The 18,638-nt window shown below is 52.7% G+C and carries 12 protein-coding genes; all 12 read left to right on the forward strand.

Features of this window, described 5'->3' with window-relative positions:
- Nucleotides 1-150: 150 nt before the first annotated feature.
- The 12 genes from galE (at nucleotide 151) to QWI16_RS16170 (ending at nucleotide 18,464) form a co-directional block, all read left to right on the forward strand.
- Entirely contained in the window at nucleotides 151-1,161 is a 1,011-nt protein-coding gene (gene galE, locus QWI16_RS16115; RefSeq protein WP_302714646.1) for a UDP-glucose 4-epimerase GalE, read from the forward strand.
- Nucleotides 1,162-1,318: 157 nt separating this feature from the next.
- Nucleotides 1,319-2,362 (forward strand): UDP-glucose--hexose-1-phosphate uridylyltransferase, encoded by a 1,044-nt coding sequence (locus QWI16_RS16120; protein WP_302714647.1) that lies wholly within the window; start codon nucleotides 1,319-1,321, stop codon nucleotides 2,360-2,362.
- A 17-nt stretch (nucleotides 2,363-2,379) separates the two neighbouring features.
- Nucleotides 2,380-3,513, forward strand: a complete 1,134-nt coding sequence (galK, locus tag QWI16_RS16125; protein WP_302714649.1) for a galactokinase — start codon at nucleotides 2,380-2,382, stop codon at nucleotides 3,511-3,513.
- A 48-nt stretch (nucleotides 3,514-3,561) separates the two neighbouring features.
- The gene (locus QWI16_RS16130) at nucleotides 3,562-5,124 is read left to right on the forward strand and encodes a sodium/sugar symporter (RefSeq protein ID WP_302714651.1); all 1,563 of its coding nucleotides are present in this window, start codon (nucleotides 3,562-3,564) and stop codon (nucleotides 5,122-5,124) included.
- A gap of 292 nt (nucleotides 5,125-5,416) precedes the next feature.
- Nucleotides 5,417-8,128, forward strand: coding sequence for a TonB-dependent receptor (locus QWI16_RS16135; protein WP_302714653.1), 2,712 nt, complete (start codon nucleotides 5,417-5,419; stop codon nucleotides 8,126-8,128).
- 78 nt (nucleotides 8,129-8,206) lie between these two features.
- Nucleotides 8,207-9,895 carry a hypothetical protein gene (locus tag QWI16_RS16140; protein WP_302714655.1) on the forward strand — a complete coding sequence of 563 codons (1,689 nt, stop codon included), beginning with the start codon at nucleotides 8,207-8,209 and terminating at the stop codon, nucleotides 9,893-9,895.
- Between the two features lie 61 nt (nucleotides 9,896-9,956).
- Nucleotides 9,957-11,429 carry a family 43 glycosylhydrolase gene (locus tag QWI16_RS16145; RefSeq protein WP_302714656.1) on the forward strand — a complete coding sequence of 491 codons (1,473 nt, stop codon included), beginning with the start codon at nucleotides 9,957-9,959 and terminating at the stop codon, nucleotides 11,427-11,429.
- Between the two features lie 57 nt (nucleotides 11,430-11,486).
- A complete protein-coding gene (locus tag QWI16_RS16150; protein WP_302714657.1) occupies nucleotides 11,487-12,635 on the forward strand; it encodes an aldose epimerase family protein in 1,149 nt (382 codons plus the stop codon).
- Between the two features lie 17 nt (nucleotides 12,636-12,652).
- Nucleotides 12,653-13,777 (forward strand): cellulase family glycosylhydrolase, encoded by a 1,125-nt coding sequence (locus QWI16_RS16155; protein WP_302714659.1) that lies wholly within the window; start codon nucleotides 12,653-12,655, stop codon nucleotides 13,775-13,777.
- Nucleotides 13,778-13,892: 115 nt separating this feature from the next.
- Entirely contained in the window at nucleotides 13,893-15,431 is a 1,539-nt protein-coding gene (locus tag QWI16_RS16160; RefSeq protein ID WP_302714660.1) for an RICIN domain-containing protein, read from the forward strand.
- Nucleotides 15,432-15,524: 93 nt separating this feature from the next.
- On the forward strand, nucleotides 15,525-16,577 hold the full coding sequence (locus QWI16_RS16165; RefSeq protein ID WP_302714663.1) for a glycoside hydrolase family protein: 1,053 nt from the start codon (nucleotides 15,525-15,527) through the stop codon (nucleotides 16,575-16,577).
- Nucleotides 16,578-16,592: 15 nt separating this feature from the next.
- Nucleotides 16,593-18,464 carry a glycoside hydrolase family 2 protein gene (locus QWI16_RS16170; RefSeq protein WP_302714665.1) on the forward strand — a complete coding sequence of 624 codons (1,872 nt, stop codon included), beginning with the start codon at nucleotides 16,593-16,595 and terminating at the stop codon, nucleotides 18,462-18,464.
- Nucleotides 18,465-18,638: the final 174 nt, after the last annotated feature.

Genomic DNA, 18,638 nt, shown 5'->3' on the forward strand with positions numbered 1-18,638 from the left:
CTATTTTATGAATTTTAGCGGACAATTTGTCCGGATGTAACCCTATTTTCCCGATAAAACTGGCCGTATTTGCATTTTCGATTCAGATCTTCCCTTTTTTAGGTAAAACGTATACCCTGTTCGAAAATCGAGTACCCATGAGGTGATACTGTGAAGGTTTTGGTTACTGGTGGGGCTGGCTACATTGGTTCCCACACTTGTCTAGAGTTGCTGGCCAGTGGGCATGACCTGGTCGTACTGGATAATTTCGTCAACAGCAAGCCCGAGGTGATCGGGCGGCTCGAGCAGCTCAGTGGGAGTGAAGTGCCTTGTGTGCGCGGCGATGTACGTGATCCTGAGGCGCTAGACCAAGTGTTTACCGCTCATCAATTTGGAGCGGTGATTCACTTTGCCGGACTCAAAGCGGTAGGTGAATCCAATGAAAAGCCACTGGAATACTACGATGTAAACCTTTGCGGCAGCCGCGAATTGGTCTCAGCCATGGGCCGCCACGGCGTGAGTTGTTTGGTGTTCAGCTCCTCGGCAACCGTTTATGGCAACCCTGAGACGGTACCAATTCGAGAGGATTTTCCTTTGAATGCGACCAACCCCTATGGTCGCACCAAACTGATGGTCGAAACCCTGCTCACTGATGTGGCCGCCGCCAACAGCCTTTTGAGTGTGGTCGTCTTACGTTACTTCAACCCCGCTGGAGCCCATGAGAGTGGCTTGATTGGCGAGGATCCGAACGGTATTCCCAATAACCTGATGCCATTTATTGCTCAGGTGGCTATCGGCAAGCGTGAGAGCTTGTCGATATTTGGCGATGACTACCCAACGCGCGATGGCACAGGGGTTAGAGACTATATCCATGTGCTGGATCTGGCGGCCGGACATGTGGCGGCGCTGGAGAAACTGGCGGCCCGGCCCGGGGTGCACAGGTTTAACTTGGGCACTGGAAGAGGGTGTAGTGTGCTGGACATGGTCAGGGCTTTTGAGGCGGCTTCGGGGCGAACCATTGACTACCGGATTAAGCCGCGCCGGCCTGGTGATATCGCCGAGTGCTGGGCTGATACTACGAAGGCCGAGCGCGAGCTGAATTGGCGAGCGCAGCGCAGTATTGAGCAGATGACCGCTGACCTCTGGCGCTGGCAGTCGTTGAATCCCGAGGGCTATCGCTAACGCCGCAAAAAGTTAAATGGCGCAAAAGTGAAAACGTTTAACTTGCTGTCCCTGCAGGAAATGCAAGGTTGGTAAGCGTCGTGACTTATAGGCTGGTTATTGTGATACCAGTCATTGAATAGATTGATAAACAGTTACTGTTGTACAGGTTGTCCCCATGAGCGAATCTTTTGATCCGACAGAGCATCCCCACCGCCGCCGCAACCCTATGACGGGGGAGTGGATACTGGTGTCGCCTCACCGAGCTAAGCGTCCCTGGCAGGGACAGTCAGAGTCGGCCGATGACGGTGCGCGCCCCGCTTACGACGAGAGCTGCTATCTGTGCGCCGGTAATCAGCGGGTCAACGGCGAGTGTAATCCCGAATATCGCTCAACCTTTGTGTTCGACAACGACTTTGCGGCATTGCACGAGCAGGGTCCGGACTTTTGCAGTGATGATCCACTGTTCACCCTGGCGGCTGAGAGTGGCTGCAGCCGGGTGATTTGCTTTTCTCCGGATCATGGAAAAACGCTGCCCGAGCTGCCTGCGGAGCAGATCGAAGCGGTTATTCGTTGTTGGCAGGAGCAGTGCGCAGAGCTGTCGGCGCGCTATCAATGGGTACAGGTGTTTGAAAATAAGGGCGCGGTTATGGGGTGCTCCAACCCCCATCCGCACGGCCAGATATGGGCGCAAAATCAATTGCCCACACTGGTAGCGAAAAAATGCGAGCAATTTTCCCTTTATCACGCTCAGCATGCGAGCAACATGCTGAGTGACTATGTCGAGCGCGAGTTGGCACTTAATGAGCGGGTTGTATGTCTTAACGATCATTGGGTGGTGGTCGTACCTTACTGGGCGGCTTGGCCATTTGAGACACTGGTATTGCCGCGTGCGCCTTTGATGCGTATGACTGAGCTGGATGATGAGCAGCGCTACCGCTTGGCTGACATACTCAAAGAAACAACAACGCGTTACGATAATTTGTTTAATACTTCTTTTCCGTATTCTATGGGTTGGCACGGGGCGCCTTTTGATGGGCATGACCACCCCGAGTGGTTGCTGCACGCACATTTCTTCCCACCGTTACTGCGTAGCGCCACGGTGCGCAAGTTTATGGTGGGCTATGAAATGATGGCCGAAGCGCAGCGAGACATTACGCCGGAGCAGGCCGCAGAACGGCTACGCTCGCTGCCCAGCCTTCACTACAAAAGCAAACAATAAATCGATTTGGTGGTGTCATGCTGTTTAGTCACTTTGAAAAATATTTTCATCAACGCCATTCGGTGTCGGCGTTTGCGCCGGGCCGGGTTAATTTGATCGGTGAGCACACCGATTACAATCAAGGGTTTGTGTTTCCCGCCGCCATTAACTTTGGCACTCAAGTGTTGGCCGCTCCCCGGACAGACCGCCATGTGAATATTATCGCTCTGGATTTTGGCGGGGAGCGCAATAGCTTCACGTTAACAGGTGAAATTGGCTTTGATGAAAACTCTACGTGGAGTAACTACGTACGTGGGGTGCTTAAGGTGCTGCAAGAGACGGTGGGGCCAATTGAGGGTTTGGACCTTCTGGTCTCCGGTAATGTGCCGCGCGGCGCCGGCCTGAGTTCATCGGCATCGTTTGAAATTGCCTTGCTCAAAGCGGTGAACGACGTTTTCTCCCTGGGATTAAATGGCGTTGAGGCGGCGAGAATTGGCCAGCGTGCCGAGAACGAGTTTGTCGGTTGCTCCTGCGGCATTATGGATCAGTTAATCTCGGCGAATGGCCGAAAGGGTCACGCCATGCTGCTCGATTGCCGCACGCTGGAGGAAGCGCACACGCCCATATCGGCTGACCATCAGATTGTGATCATTAACTCCAATGTCGAGCGTGGTTTGGTCGACAGTGAGTACAATCTGCGCCGTCAGCAGTGCGAGGCCGCCGCACTAAAGCTCGGAGTGGCCTCGCTCAGAGAGGCTGATAATGACCTTCTGCAAAAGGGGAAGACCTCTCTTACGGACAAAGAGTTCCGCCGGGCCCGACATATCGTTACGGAAAACCAGCGTACCGTGCAAATGTACAGCGCCCTGCGTGAGAAAAACTACGATCTGGTCAGTACGCTGATGCGCGAGTCACACTTGTCCATGCGTGATGATTTTGAGATTACCGTCGAGCCGGTTGACTATCTGGTGGATCTTGTGCACTCAGTGATCGGCAATACCGGCGGCGTGCGCATGACCGGCGGCGGCTTTGGTGGCTGCATAGTTGCTCTTTGCCCAACAGTGCTGGTTGACGACGTCAAGCGTGTAGTGGCCGATAAGTATCAAGCAAAGACCGGTTTTGAAGAAAAGGTGTATATCTGTACCGCAGAAGACGGCGCGTTTTCCCGATAGGGCGGCGACCGAAAATACAATAATGTATAACAGCGAGAGCAAAGCGCAATGAATATTGAGACTCTGGATTTAGCCGTTTTTGTGGTCTACGTCGTGGCTCTGATTGGCATCGCCTGGTGGGTGTCGAGAGAAAAGTCGGGCCACGAAAAAAACACTAATGACTATTTTTTGGCGGGAAATAGCTTGCCTTGGTGGGCAATAGGCGCATCCTTGATTGCGGCTAATATTTCGGCCGAGCAGATCATTGGTATGTCCGGCTCGGGTTATCAAGTCGGATTAGCGATTGCCTCTTACGAATGGATGGCCGCTATCACCTTGATCCTGGTGGGAAAGTACTTTCTGCCGATTTTTCTGAAAAACAAAATATACACCATGCCCCAATTTTTGGAGCAGCGCTATGACCACCGGGTCCGAATTGTCATGGCGGTGTTCTGGCTGGGTGTCTATGTCTTCGTGAATCTGACGGCCGTGCTCTGGTTGGGAGCTCTTGCAATTAACACCATCGTCGGAGTGGATCTAATCTATGGCATGGTTTTTCTCGGAGTATTTTCCCTGGCGTACTCGCTTTACGGTGGCTTAAAAGCCGTTGCCATGACCGACATCATCCAAGTGGTATTGTTGGTATTGGGTGGTCTGTTTTTGTCTTACACGGCGCTGAATTTGATATCGGATAACGGTGGCGTCGTTCAGGGATTCATGACCCTTTCTTCAGAGCTTCCGGAAAAATTCGACATGATTCTCGCCAGGGAGAACGAGCACTACATGGATTTGCCCGGGATCTCGGTATTGATTGGTGGCTTATGGATAATGAATCTGTCTTACTGGGGCTTTAACCAATACATCATTCAGCGCACCTTGGCGGCAAAGAGTGTAACCGAGGCGCAAAAAGGGATTGTATTTGCAGCGTTTTTAAAATTGCTCATGCCTTTGATTGTGGTGTTGCCGGGTATTGCGGCAGTTCTGTTAGTACCGGATTTGGGCAAGCCCGATCAAGCCTATCCATCGCTGATGAATTTAATGCCTGTGGGCATTAAAGGCTTGATTTTTGCGGCCTTGGTGGCGGCGATAGTGTCTTCTCTGGCGTCTATGACCAACAGTGTATCGACAATTTTCACCATGGATATCTACGCTGGCAAGCAACCGGGCAAAAGTCAACAACACTATGTGCGCGTGGGAAGATTGATCAGCTTGGCAGCGTTGATTGTTGCCATGCTCGCTGCTAAACCTCTGCTTGGGCAGTTTGATCAGGCATTCCAATACATTCAAGAGTTTACCGGTTTTTTTACCCCGGGGATCGTGGTGCTGTTTGTATTGGGGATGTTCTGGTCGAAGACAACGGCTACTGGAGGCCTGGTGGCTGCAGTAGGTTCGGCCGTGCTCAGCCTCGCTTTTAAATTGCTTTGGCCTGAGTTGCCATTTATGGACAGAGTTGGACTTGTGTTTTTGCTCTGTGTGCTGGCGGCTGTTGTCGTGTCGCTACTTGGGAAGGGTGCAACGAAAGAGCAGGCGGTCAAGCTCGATGAAGTCGATTTTGCGACAACGGGCGGTTTCAACTTGGCCAGTCTGGCCGTCGTGCTGATTTTGATCGCCTTTTATACCGCATGGTGGTGAGTGCTCGAGAGGCAAAGGGAGGATAACTCTTTCCTTTTTTAGAACTATTTATTATTACGTTCTCGATAACGTTAAAAAGTTAACGTTTACCCATTAAAAAGGCTTGCGTTAACTGGCTAAGAGTATATAGTTAGGGATAACGTTTACCTACTGTTAAAAATGCCTCTTGGGGCATTTTTAAAATCTTAAAAAGGTAAACGTTTACCTTTTTTGGGTCTGGCCGATCTTGCTCGGATCGAGCCAGTAAATAATAAAAGAAGCTTTCTGATTTACGTCAGGTTAGGAGGGCAGTATGAAATATAAGTATAAGAAGCAGTTACTCAGCAGCGCCATCGCATCAGTGTTGATCGCTGGGGGCGCGCCGGTGGTCGCTCAGCAAAACAGTGAAAACACAGATGCTGATAATGAAGTCTTAACAGAAATTGTTGTGGTTCGAGGGTTGCGCAGCAGTCTAAATCAAGCCGCCGATATTAAACGTGACGCAGATCAGGTGGTTGAGGCCATTGTCGCTGAGGACATTGGCAAGTTCCCAGACAATACCGTAGCGGCCGCTTTGCAGCGTGTGCCTGGCATCCAAGTGGTGAACAACTTTAACAATGAAATTGTCAGCCCCCTGATTCGCGGTATTGGCGATATTGTGACCACATTGGATGGTCGCGAAATCTTTACCGGCGTGGGTCGTGGCTTTGCGTTCCAGGACTTGCCCGCCGAGGCGCTGTCAGGGGCCGAGGTTTACAAATCCAATTCTGCCAATCTGATTGAAGGTGGTATTGCCGGGGTCATCAATTTGACTCGCGTTAAGCCCCTGGCGTTTGATGAGGGTCTTACTGTCGCCACAAACCTGCGAGGCATGTATGGCGATGAAGTCGAAGAGCTCGGCTTGACTGGTGGTATTCTGGTGTCCAACCGTTTTGATACAGATGTCGGTGAAATGGGTATTTTGGTTGATGTGTCTTATTCGGATCAGGATTTTAATCGACCGATTTCGTTTAACTGTGACCCGCGCTCCGGCACCAACGGTCCTCAGGGTGCGGCGGGTGTCGTACTTCCGACGTGTGTGGGTGGCCTTACAGACACGGGTGAATATCAGCGTCCTCAGGCAAACCTCTACTACCAATGGCGCCCCACTGAAAATCTGGAAGTGTATGCCGATGCGCTCTACGCTGGTTATCGGGCTGAGTTTGCCACTCACTTTATTTTCTCTGACATCTTTGCGGCGCAAAGTGTCACTGGTGTGACGACCAATGGCGAGGAGTTTACCGCGCCGGTCAACGACGCCGGTTTCTACGATGCTAACTCCAGTGTTATTCAATCCCTACGCTTGGGGCAAACGGCTACCTTTAACAATGTGCCCGGTCTGACCTCCACGCAGGCAAAAACCGGTGAGACCGACCAGTATGTGTTTGGCGGCGGCGTGAAGTACACCTCTGATCGCTGGGATTTGAATGTGGACCTCTCCCGCGTGGAGTCAGAAAACGGCAATCGCAATACCATTGTTGATATTGGCAAGCAGATTGACGCGGTTAATATTATTGTCAACGATGACAGCCACGGTACTACGGTCATGCCCGGTTCGCCGTTGAGCACACCTGATGATTTCCGTCTGGCCAACAGTCTTTTTCAGGACTACAACCGAGCGGAATCTATTGCCAACGCGATCCGTTTAGACGGTAAGTACAAGCTCGAAGAGGGCTTTATTCAGGAGATTCAGTTCGGTGGGCGCATCATTGATCGTGATGCCAGTTTTTACTCGAATGCGCCGGGCGGCCCTGGAGCGCCAGGCGGTAATCGCGTGACTCTGGTGAGCGAGTCCGGCTTGCCAGATGATTTCTTGATTGAATCTCCAAATACTATTCCGGTTATTAATAACGGAGAGCACTGGTATACCCCCGACCCGGATTTTTTACGTGATAATACAGATGTGTTACGCGAGCTCTATGGCGCCGAGCCGGGCGATCCGGCCTGGGATCCCTCACGCAACTACGATGCCAGTGAAACCACCAGCTCTGTTTATCTGCAAGCTAAATACGGTTTGGAGTTTGATTCGGGTATTTTGCTCGACGGTCTTATCGGGGTTCGCTATAGCCACACTGACCGCAGCCTGAGCGGCACCGGCCGCGTCAATGGTGAGCTTACGCCGCAGACCCGCGATACGTCTGATGGCACCTTCCTGCCGAATGCATCGGCCCGCCTACAACTGACGGACGATCTGCAACTTCGCTTTACTTATGCAAAAACCCAGGCACAGCCCTTCTTTGGCGATCTCAATCCAGGGTTAACCTATGATGTGCCGTTGAACGCCAACATTCGCCCGACCGGCGGTGGCGGTAACCCCGATCTGGAGCCGCAAGAGTCGGATGCCTATGATGCCACTATCGAGTATTACTTCAGCGACTCCTCGTACATGTCGGCAGCGGTTTACTATCGCACGATTGAAGGGCGAGTAGCTGCGGGTACCGAGATTGAAGAAATTGACGGCATTGAATACAGCGTTACCCGTCCGCGCAATATTGGTGAGTCCAGTCTGCAAGGGGTAGAGTTGAGTGCCCAATGGTTCCTGGACTTTTTGCCCGAGGGCTTCGATGGTCTTGGCCTGACTGCAAACTATACCCTTGCCGATTCCTCCATTGATACCGAGGGCGATCCATTGGAAGGCGAGCCACTGCTGGGGGTATCAAAGCACGCTTACAACGTCGGTGTGCTCTATGAAAAGTACGGCATCACCGCGCGGGTCATGTACAACTGGCGCTCGTCATTCGATGACGGCTACTTTGGTGGCGGCCTGGTCACTCCAGATGACGGTGCGAAATTCAATACCGTTAAAGCCAACGGTCGCCTGGATTTGTCGATCGGTTATGACATTACGCCACAAGTTACCGTTAGCCTCGATGGTGTAAATGTCAATGGTGGTAAGTACTACAGCTACTTTGACACTGAGCTGTTCCCCCACGATATCAGAATTGACGATACATTCTGGGGAGCCAGTATCCGCGCTCGCTTTTAACGCGCATGGTTTGGCCGGGTGGGTGCAATGACTTGCCCGGCCTTTTTTACACCCAACAGTCAGAGTAAAGGCAAGATAATGCAGATAACATTTGCCAAACTGAGCCGAAGTGTCGCCACGCTACTACTGAGTACGTTGTTAATCTTTGGTTTGGTTGCCAAGGCCAGTGAGCCTCAACTGATCAGCTCGGACGATGCGCTCTACCCGCGCCTTGTGCAGCTCAACCATCAAGCCGATCCTGAAAATAACGGTGATATCATTGCCAGCGTCACCAGCTTTGCCGGTGGTCAGGGCCATGCGGATATCTTTGTGAGTCGGAATGAGGGCGAGAGCTTCGAGCGGCTCAGTCAAATTTACGATGAAGATTTTCTGACAGGATTGTGTTGCGGGGGGCTCTATGAGTTGCCCAGTGCCGTCAACGAGTTAGCAGCTGGCACCTTGCTTTGGGCCGGCTCCGTAGGGCAGGAAGCTGCAGACACTCCCATGCAGATGAAAATTTATCACAGCGTCGATCAAGGGCAGAGTTGGGACTACCTAAGCAACTGCGTCGATGCTCAGGCCCCTAAGCGGCAGGGCGGCATTTGGGAGGCCGAGTTTGTCATCGCAAAGACCGGCGAATTGGTGTGTTATTTCGCTGATGAGACGCCGCAGAATCACTCGCAAACACTCCGCTATACCAAGAGTTCAGATGGTATCAATTGGAGCGATCCGGTGAACGTGGTGGCCAGCACTAACCCAAATGATCGGCCAGGCATGCCGGAGGTCGTGCGCCTGGCAAGTGGTCAGTTCATGATGAGCTATGAGATTTGCGGTGGCCTGAATTGCGCCACCTACTATCGGTTGTCAGAAGATGGGCTGGACTGGGGGGATCCCACTGACCTCGGGCGAGCAGTAGAAACCCCGGATGGATTGACTTTCTGGGCAACCCCAACATTGGCTCTGGCGCCCAAGGCCAGTGGCGGCGAGCAGTTACTGCTGCAGGGGCATACGTTGGTTAAAGGTGGCGCAGACCAACCAGGCAATGGCGCAACGGTATTTATCAACTCCAGCGCAGACCCTGTTAATGGCGAATGGTATGCCTACGATGCTCCCACACCAGTGGACCTTCCCGCGGGAACCAGCGTTAACTATTGTGAAAACTATTCTTCACCACTGTTGCCTCTTTCTGGTGGGTTGAAATTACTGCAGTTGTCCTCTGATTTTGCCGATGACGGGGTGTGTCGAACCTGGTTTAACGTCGCGCCGCTTGGTGGCGTTCGGGCGCAGGTGGATGAGGTTCGAGGGAGTGCAGGGGAGACTCTGACGGGCACCGTACACCTCAGAGTCAGTGATGGCTTTGATGGCGACTATACGCTCGACTTGCAGGTCGAAGGGCTAGAGGGACGTGTCGAGCTTTCTCAGTCTCCGGTAACCTTGCTCAGTGATAGGGAGCAATCCGTAAGTTTTACTGTAATACCTGAAGCTCTGGTCCAGAGCCTGAGCCCGGCGGATATAACCCTAATGGCCGGCGCCCTGTTAGTGCCCTGGTTTTGCAGCATGTTGCTTGTGCGCAGCGGACGAATCAAATTGGCGGTGTGTGCCACTTTGGCTACAGTGGTTCTGATGTTGTCGAGCTGCGGTGGAGGCGGTGGCGGTAATGCAGCGCCAGGTGGCTCGGTCAACACGGTCACCACTCACTATCAAGGGGTCCTGCGGGTGAGCAGCGTCGATAATCCCGACGTTGAAACCCAGACACAGTTTACCGTCGTGGTGTCGCACCAAGAGTAAGAAGAATGCTTCCCTGCGTTAGAAGCCTGTAGACAATCAGCTAGGCTGGACCTGAAAACCGATGATTGATAACAAAGAGAATGCGTCTATGAGATATGTGATTTTGGCATTTTTCACCTGTATCGCCATGCTTGGCTGCAGTAACGAATCCAAGGTTAATGCTCCAACGACAACGGAGTCCGGTGCCGACTATCGACTCAGCAGTGGCGAGCGTCAGCGGTTGGACACTCCATCGCTGACATCCTACGCAGTAGAAGCAAAGGTTCGGTTGTCGGATGCGAATGCCAATGCGGGCTTGGCCTTTCATGCGCAAACCGGGGCAGAGAATTTTAAAGGTTTTTACACTGGGCTTGATGCTAAATCCCACACCGTATTTCTACTGAAGGGCAATAAAGAAATGGCGCGCCGCTCTGTTAGCGTTGAGCCGGGTGTGTGGTACTCGTTACGCCTAGAGGTTAGTGGCGATAACTATGTGCTGTACGTTAACGACAACCCGTTGGCCGAAAATCAGTTCCCCAAATACGACGCCGTTGATTCTACTTACACTAGTGGTGACTTAGCCCTGAGGGTTGCAAGTGGTAGCGCTGATTTTAAAGAGGTGAAGGTCACTGCATTTGAAAAATCAGTCCCCCAGATCAGTTACCAGAATCCCGTGCAGCCCGGCTGCGCTGATCCGGGCCTGATGAAACATGAGAGCCGCTACTATGCTTACTGTACCTACACGCCTGATTACCCCACGATGGTAAATGGTATTAGGCTTTATACCTCGGATGACCTGGTGAACTGGGAAGATCAGGGCTTTGTACTGAAAAACGAAGACTCCTGGGGTGAGTCGCGCTTTTGGGCTCCGGACATTGTGGCGCGCGACGGCGTTTTTTATCTCTATTATGCGGTGGACGAGCGGATCGCCGTAGCCACTTCAGAATCGCCACTGGGGCCATTCGTGCAGAGTGTGAAGGAGCCTATGGCCCCTGAATCCATAAAAATCGATGCCTATGTTTTTGAAGACGATGACGGCAAGCGCTACTTCTATTATGTGGGCTTTGATAATGGCAATCACATATGGGGTGCCGAACTTAATGATGATATGAAAACGATTAAGTCTGACACCGTCAAACTAATGATCAGCCCGGAAGAACCCTGGGAGACACACATGGCGAATGTGGCTGAAGGGGCGGAAATCATTAAACACAAAGGTGTTTATTATTTGACCTATTCAGGCAGCCACTTTGAGAGTCCACACTACTCCGTGGGTTATGCCACGGCCAGCCATCCACTGGGCCCTTGGTCGAAATATGAAAACAATCCGATCATGAAGTCCACCAGCTACGCTCACGGTACAGCGCATCACAGTCTGGTGAGATCACCCGATGACAGCGAGTTGTTTATCGTTTATCACCAGCACAACGATCTCTACACTACTGAGCCACGCCAGATGTCCATCGATCGGATGCAGTTTGTGCCTCAGGAAAATGGCCCGGATATACTCGAGGCCTGGGGGCCAACCGTGTCACCACAGCCAATGCCGAAGTAGGCTGAAGGTGCTTCGAGAACGGATAAGTAACAACACCGATAATGATAGAGGTGAGTCATGAAACGCATTGGAACCTTAATACTGGTTGCCGTAGGCATGTTAAGTGCCGGTTGGGCTTTGGCGGAGCAAGACAGTCGTATGAAAGTAGTGGTAGACGAATTTGGCAAACTGGCTGATGGCCGTAAAGTAGACCGGTACACCATTAAAAACAGCAGTGGTGCAAGTATTCAGCTGACGAATCTGGGTGCGATTATTGTATCGCTCAAGGTGCCGGATAGGACCGGAAAGCTAGACGATGTGGTGCTGGGTTTTGACGAGCCGGCGCCCTACCTAACCGATAGTCCCTACTTTGGGGCTGTGGTGGGCCGATACGCCAACCGCATTGACGAAGGTAGGTTCAGCCTGAACGGTAGAGAGTACGCCCTGGCAACCAATAATGACCAAAACCATCTGCATGGTGGCAATCTGGGTTTTGATAAGCTTTTATGGCAAGGTCAGGTGGTCGACACAGGTCGTGGCGCCGGCGTGCGTTTTTCGACCGTGTCGGCTGATGGAGATGAAGGTTACCCAGGGGAGTTGTTTGTCGCGGTTACTTACGTGTTTACCGATGACAATGCGTTGGAGATCAACTATCAAAGCTCGGCGGTTGACGACACCGTGGTGAATCTCTCCCAGCACAGCTACTTTAACCTTGCGGGGCAAGGTGATGGTTCAATCCTGGACCACACGTTACAGATTAACGCCGACTTTTATACGCCCGTGGACAGAACCCTGATCCCGACGGGTGAGATTCTCTCTGTCAAGAAAACCCCGTTTGATTTTACCCAACCCAAACCAATCGGTCGCGACATTAAAGCAAAGCACGAACAACTGAGTTTTGGCGGTGGTTACGATCACAACTGGGTGCTGCGCCGATCAGAATTTGAAGGGCAAATGCATCTGGCGGCCGTGTTAACCGATCCCGGCTCAGGCCGCAAGATGGAAGTTTTAACCGATCAGCCCGGTCTGCAGTTTTACTCCGGTAACTTTCTCGATGGCAGCGTAACAGGCAAAGAAGGCGTGGCCTATGCGTATCGCGGCGCGCTCGCTCTGGAGACTCAGCACTATCCTGACTCACCCAATCAGCCTCATTTCCCACGCACCACCTTGCGTGGCGGTGAGAGTTTCACCTCCAAAACCATCTACCGGTTCTCGGTGGCGAACTAATAGTGGGATCAATGGGTATGAGAGAACTTAATATGATTCGAACAGGCTACAGCACCTTGATGACATTGCTTTTCTTGGCCGTGCTTGCAGGTTGTGCAGCTTTGCCAGAGAAGCACCTTGGCATCGACGGGTCCAGTGATCAACGCTGGAGTCGGGAGAAAGCAAACGAATGGTACGACCAACTGCCTTGGTTGGTAGGCGTCAACTTCCTGCCGAGTACAGCAATCAATCAACTGGAAATGTGGCAAGAGAGCAGTTTTGATCCCGAAACTATTGATCGGGAGTTGGGCTGGGCGGCCGACTTTGGTGTGAATACGGTCAGAGTCTACCTTCACGATCTGGCTTGGGAGGCGGACTCGGAAGGCTTTTTGGAGCGGATTGACACCTTCCTGTCTATCGCCGATAAGCATGGTATCAAGCCCAACTTTGTCTTCTTTGATGACTGCTGGAATCCCACGGCTGAAATAGGTGAGCAGCCAGCACCGATACCGGGTGTACACAACTCGGGGTGGGTGCAAAGCCCGGTAGCATCAGTGAAAGATCAACCCGAAAACTGGGGCCGGCTGGAAACCTATGTAACGGGCGTTGTCAGTCGGTTTGCCAACGATGACCGCATACTCTATTGGGATGTGTATAACGAGCCGGGCAATACCGGGCGCGAGGAAAAATCCTTGCCGCTCTTGCAAAAAGCCTTCGCTTGGGTGCGTGCCGGAAATCCATCACAGCCAGTGACCGCTGGAATATGGAACTGGTCGGAAGGTTTTGAGCTGCTCAATGCCTACCAAAAAATGCATTCGGACATCATCACCTTCCACCAATACAACGATCTTGCAGCGATGGAGCGCAGCATCCATGAAATGCAGGGTATGGGCCGACCGGTGATTTGTACCGAGTGGATGGCCCGCACGAATAATTCTCTGGTAGAGAGCCATCTGCCTTTGCTGAAACAGGAGAAAGTAGGCGCCATCAACTGGGGCCTGGTTAGCGGCAAGAGCAATACGATTTTCCCCTGGGGCTCAGAGCCCGGCAGCCCGGAACCGGAGCTTTGGTTTCACGATCTGTTGCATCGGGATGGTTCGCCTTACAAACAAAGCGAAATCGACATTTTCAAAACGCTGACGGAGGACAACCCTACGTACTGATTCCCCATCGCTTAATCAATGCCAGGGGCAAACCGGTGCCAAGCAAACGCTTAAGCACCGGAGCACGCCCAGCGGTCTGGTCGACCTGAAAATAATGTCAATATGGAGACCCGCTATGAAATCTTCACTGTATACCTGTTTGTGGACAATTTTATTCTGCCTGTTTGTCACCCCGGGCGCCTTGGCCAATGAAGTCATGCTGGAAGATGTGGATTCCTTTTACCCGAGACTCATTCGTCTGGAGGCCAGCGGCGCCGCCAATGGTCGGCTGATCGCGAGTTTTGATGTGATCGGCGCGGGCCATATTTACCAGAGCACTGATGACGGTGAAAGCTGGTCGCAAATTGCTACCATCGACGAAAATCAGCTCGCTAATACCTGCTGCTCGGAACTGTACGAAGTGCCCCAAAACCTGGGGAGTACGGCGGCAGGTACATTGTTTTGGGTCGTGTCGGCACACAATGGCGCGGCACCGGCCAGTCGGGCTTTGAAAATTTATCAAAGTATGGACCATGGCTACACGTGGTCTTATCTCTCATCACCCGTAACCGGCAGTACCGGATTGTGGGAAGCTGAGTTTACGGTGGACCCTCAAGGGCGACTGGTTATGTACTACGCCACCGAGGAGCACAAGGGATCTGGCTACAATCAGTTGATCGCACATAAAGTGTCGACGGATGGCGGCGTAAGTTGGGGGGCTGAACAGATTGACATTGCCATCGCCGATACCATTCAGCGGCCGGGCATGCCGACCGTTATCCGTCTGCCAAACAATGACTACATCATGGTGTATGAGATTTGTGGAGCGACCTACAACTGCGACACGTTCTACCGTCACTCTTCGGATGCAGTCAGCTGGGGCAGTCCGGCGAACATTGGCACTCGCATTGAATCGGTGTCCGGTAATCATTTCTCTCACGCGCCTACGGTTACGTGGATTGATAATGGCACCGCCAACGGTGAACTGTTGGTTGCCGGACAGGTATTACGCGATGGTGCCGGCAATAACCTGGCGCGTAACGGCCGGGTGTACATGGTCAACAACAATAACGGAAACGGCTTGTGGGCCGAGCGCGAAGCACCTCTGGTGACCCCCAGTGATGGTACCAACCCCTGCTCCAACTACAGCACACAGTTTGTCGCTCGAAATGGCGGAACGGAAATCATCCAGTTAGCCAATCGGGATTGCCGAATGTTTGTTGGCATTGGCGAATTCAATGTGCCCTGGGCCAATGGTACTTACCGACTGACCGCCAAACACAGCGACAAAGTGCTCGACGTGGAAGGCTGTTCCACTGCCATTGGTGCCAATGTTCAGCAATGGCCCTGGAACGGAGCGGACTGCCAGCGCTGGGATCTGACGCATATTGACGATGGCTGGTACGAGATTCGCTCCCATCTGAGTGGCCAGGCCCTGGATATTGACGCCTGTGCGACGGGTAATGGTGGCAATGCCCAGCAATGGACGGCTAACAGTGCGAGCTGTCAGCAGTGGCGTATTGAACCGGTGGGAGAGGGTTTCTATCGGTTGGTTAATCGCAACAGTGGGCGTGTGCTGGATGTGGATGCCTGCTCAACCGCTGATGGTCAGAATGTGCAGCAGTGGGAATGGCTGGGCGGTGACTGCCAGCGCTGGAAGTTGGATTTGCTGTAGGCCGAAGCAACGTCCCTTTTACCCCCGGCATCGTGAGGGTTTTTCGAGGTGCCGGGGCTGAAATTCCCTGATCGTTTAACGAGATTTTGACGTATGAAAATAGCACACCGTTTAGTTACTGTTGCGACTTTCGCGACGCTGTTTATAGGGGCGGGCGCGCTGGCCCAGCAGCCGGATCCACCTGGGCAGGTGGAGAAAGGTGAAAAGCCCGTTCATGAGGCATACTTGTTCGCCCATATGACGCACGCCGACTACGGGCGTTTGTACTATTCGGTCAGTACCGATGGACTGCACTGGTACCGTTTGAACGAGGGTAAACGCGTGTTTCCGGAATATCAGGGGCACCCTGACATTACCCGCGGGCCGGATGGCACTTACTATATTGCCGGGAATACCTCGGACTCTTCGCCCGATATCAATATTTGGTCATCTCAAGACCTCATCCAGTGGACATTGCACAGCACTTACCGGCCCGAGCTAAAAGCAACGCCTGGTTATTCGCAGGCCCTGCAACGGATTGGTGCCCCCAAGCTGTTTTTTGATGAAGCGTCAAAGCAGTTTTTGATGACATGGCACACCCCGCATAAAGAAGGCACAAAGGAAGACCCGGAACGCTATTGGGCCAGCCAGCGAACGCTCTACGTTTTGTCCAAAGATTTAAAGCACTTTCAAGGGCCGCCCAAACGCTTGCTTGACTGGGATATGGGTACCATTGATGTCTTTATTCGCAAAGCTGAGGGAAGCTACTGGGCGGTGATCAAAGATGAGCGTTACCCGACTCTGGATTGGGTAACGGGTAAAACCATTCGCATTGCGCGCTCTGACAACCTGTTGGGGCCATACAAAGAGTTGAGCGACCCCATAAGCCCGAATTTTCGTGAAGCGCCCATGCTGATCCCCTCCCCCAACGGAGAGGTTTGGTATCTCTACTATGAGCAGTACCCGGGAGTGTCTTATGGCTTGTCTGTGGCCGACAGCTTAAGCGGGCCCTGGTATCAGATCTCGGGCTATACCTTTTTCTCTGACTGGGACAAATACGCTGTACCCGAAAAGCTGCGCCATGGAGCCATGATTACCATCAGCCGCCAAGAGTTTGACAAGCTGGTGGATGAATTTGGCATAGAAGATCGCTTTTCCAAACAATAGACAGTGGTGTACTCGATGAGCACAAAAAACCTTTGGTTGATACTGGCTGCACTGTCACTGACAAGTGTGCTGGTAAAGGCTGCTGACCCTGGTCAGGGTGCCGGCATGATGACTCGCTGGGGCGAGCAGGTAAATGCTGACAATGCCTGGCAGGAATATCCCCGCCCGCAGCTTAGGCGCGAGCAATGGCACAACCTCAATGGTCGTTGGGATTTGGCCATCGTCGATCGCAAAAGCGCCGAGCCGAAAAGCTGGGATCAGAAAATTCTGGTGCCTTTTTCAGTAGAAAGCCCTTTATCAGGTATTGGCGAGCGGGTTGAGGATTTGAGTGCTATCTGGTATCGCCGACACTTTGAGTATGCGCTTCAGGCCGGAAAACGACATTTGCTGCACTTTGAAGCTGTGGATTACGCAACGAAGGTGTGGGTCAACGATATCTTTGTGGGTGCCCATATGGGCGGCAATCTGCCGTTTAGCTTTGATGTTACTGACGCGCTGAAAAATGGCGACAACGAGGTCGTCGTGCGTGTGATTGACGACACCGACGCTGCTGATCGCTATCAACTCCGCGGTAAACAAACACGTAACAATCAGGGTATCTGGTACACGCCGGTATCGGGAATCTGGCAGACGGTGTGGTTGGAAAGCACGGGGTCCACCTACATTGAGAGTCTGCGCAACCAGGCAACCAATACCGGGGAACTGACGGTCAATGCCTCCATTGCCGGAGACAAGCAAGATACGCTGTTGGAAGTGACCATCTCAAAAAACGGCAAAAAGCTGGCGACAAAAGCCGGTTCAGGTAACCGCGTAGAGTTGGCGCTAGACAACCCCGAGCTCTGGTCGCCTCAGTCACCGGAGCTCTACGACCTAGAGCTGGTGCTTAAATCGGCCTCTGGAGACGTACTCGACCGTGCAGAGTCCTATGTGGGGTTTCGCTCCGTTGGGCGCATCGCCAATGAGCAGGGCAATGTGCAGTTTACCCTCAATGGTGAGCCGATATTTCACTGGGGGCCACTGGATCAGGGATGGTGGCCTGACGGCTTGCTGACGCCGCCCAGCGACGAAGCCGTAGTGTTTGAGATGAAGTATCTCAAGGCTTCGGGCTTCAATATGATCCGAAAGCATAAAAAGGTAGAACCGAGGCGCTACTACTATCACGCCGATCGGTTGGGCTTTTTGGTATGGCAGGATCAGGTATCCGGCGGCGCCGATACCGACGGCGGTAAACAGGAGTGGCCGGTATGGCACCATGTATCTCAGCCCTACGAGGACCGTATGCAGGGGGAGATTGACGCTCCCTGGCCTGCGTGGGCGCACAATCAGTACATGCGGGAGCTGACGGTGATGATCGACACTCTCTACAACCATCCGTCCATCGTAGTCTGGACGACCTTTAACGAGCGCTGGGGTCAGCACAACAGTTTGCAGGTGGGGCGCTTTGTGGAGTCTTACGATACCACCCGGCACCTCAATATTGCCAGTGGCGGCAACTTTTTCCCGGTGGGAGACATCGCCGATGCGCACCATTATCCCGAGCCCAAATTCTTAATGGACGCCGCCGAGTTTGACGGTTACATCAAGGTTATTGGCGAGTTTGGCGGCCACGGCTGGCCGGTGGAGGGGCACATATGGGCACCGGAGAGAGAAAAAATGATCTACGGCAATATGCCAGCGTCTCTGGGCGAGTACAAAGCGCGCTATGAGAATTCAATACGAGGTTTGGGTGACTACAAAAAGCGTGGTGTTGCCGCAGGTGTTTACACACAAACCACGGATGTTGAAACTGAGATCAATGGCCTGCTGACTTATGACCGCGCGGTAGAGAAAATCCCCGCTGGCGAGTTGCGTCAGCTGCACGAAAAATACGGTCTGACGACGCCGTAAGTCGTTACTCCTCATCATACCCGATGGTTTTCTACGGGGCTCTTTGCCGCTTTGGCCTTTGGTTAAAGCGGCTTTTTTCTACCGCTGATACCCTGTACCGTACTATCATCATTAGTTCTGCCCTGTACTGCTTTTTCTATGGCCGTCTGTATCGTGTCTCGGCGTTGCAGTGAG

This window comes from Gilvimarinus algae (assembly GCF_030518215.1).
Classification (GTDB): Bacteria; Pseudomonadota; Gammaproteobacteria; order Pseudomonadales; family Cellvibrionaceae; genus Gilvimarinus; species Gilvimarinus algae.

What these genes read in the sequence shown, in the direction of transcription:
- QWI16_RS16120 (WP_302714647.1), top strand. Translation starts at nt 1,319, where the DNA reads ATGAGCGAATCTTTTGATCCGACAGAGCATCCCCACCGCCGCCGCAAC.
- galK (WP_302714649.1), top strand. Translation starts at nt 2,380, where the DNA reads ATGCTGTTTAGTCACTTTGAAAAATATTTTCATCAACGCCATTCGGTG.
- QWI16_RS16130 (WP_302714651.1), top strand. Translation starts at nt 3,562, where the DNA reads ATGAATATTGAGACTCTGGATTTAGCCGTTTTTGTGGTCTACGTCGTG.
- QWI16_RS16135 (WP_302714653.1), top strand. Translation starts at nt 5,417, where the DNA reads ATGAAATATAAGTATAAGAAGCAGTTACTCAGCAGCGCCATCGCATCA.
- QWI16_RS16140 (WP_302714655.1), top strand. Translation starts at nt 8,207, where the DNA reads ATGCAGATAACATTTGCCAAACTGAGCCGAAGTGTCGCCACGCTACTA.
- QWI16_RS16145 (WP_302714656.1), top strand. Translation starts at nt 9,957, where the DNA reads ATGATTGATAACAAAGAGAATGCGTCTATGAGATATGTGATTTTGGCA.
- QWI16_RS16150 (WP_302714657.1), top strand. Translation starts at nt 11,487, where the DNA reads ATGAAACGCATTGGAACCTTAATACTGGTTGCCGTAGGCATGTTAAGT.
- QWI16_RS16155 (WP_302714659.1), top strand. Translation starts at nt 12,653, where the DNA reads ATGAGAGAACTTAATATGATTCGAACAGGCTACAGCACCTTGATGACA.
- QWI16_RS16160 (WP_302714660.1), top strand. Translation starts at nt 13,893, where the DNA reads ATGAAATCTTCACTGTATACCTGTTTGTGGACAATTTTATTCTGCCTG.
- QWI16_RS16165 (WP_302714663.1), top strand. Translation starts at nt 15,525, where the DNA reads ATGAAAATAGCACACCGTTTAGTTACTGTTGCGACTTTCGCGACGCTG.
- QWI16_RS16170 (WP_302714665.1), top strand. Translation starts at nt 16,593, where the DNA reads ATGAGCACAAAAAACCTTTGGTTGATACTGGCTGCACTGTCACTGACA.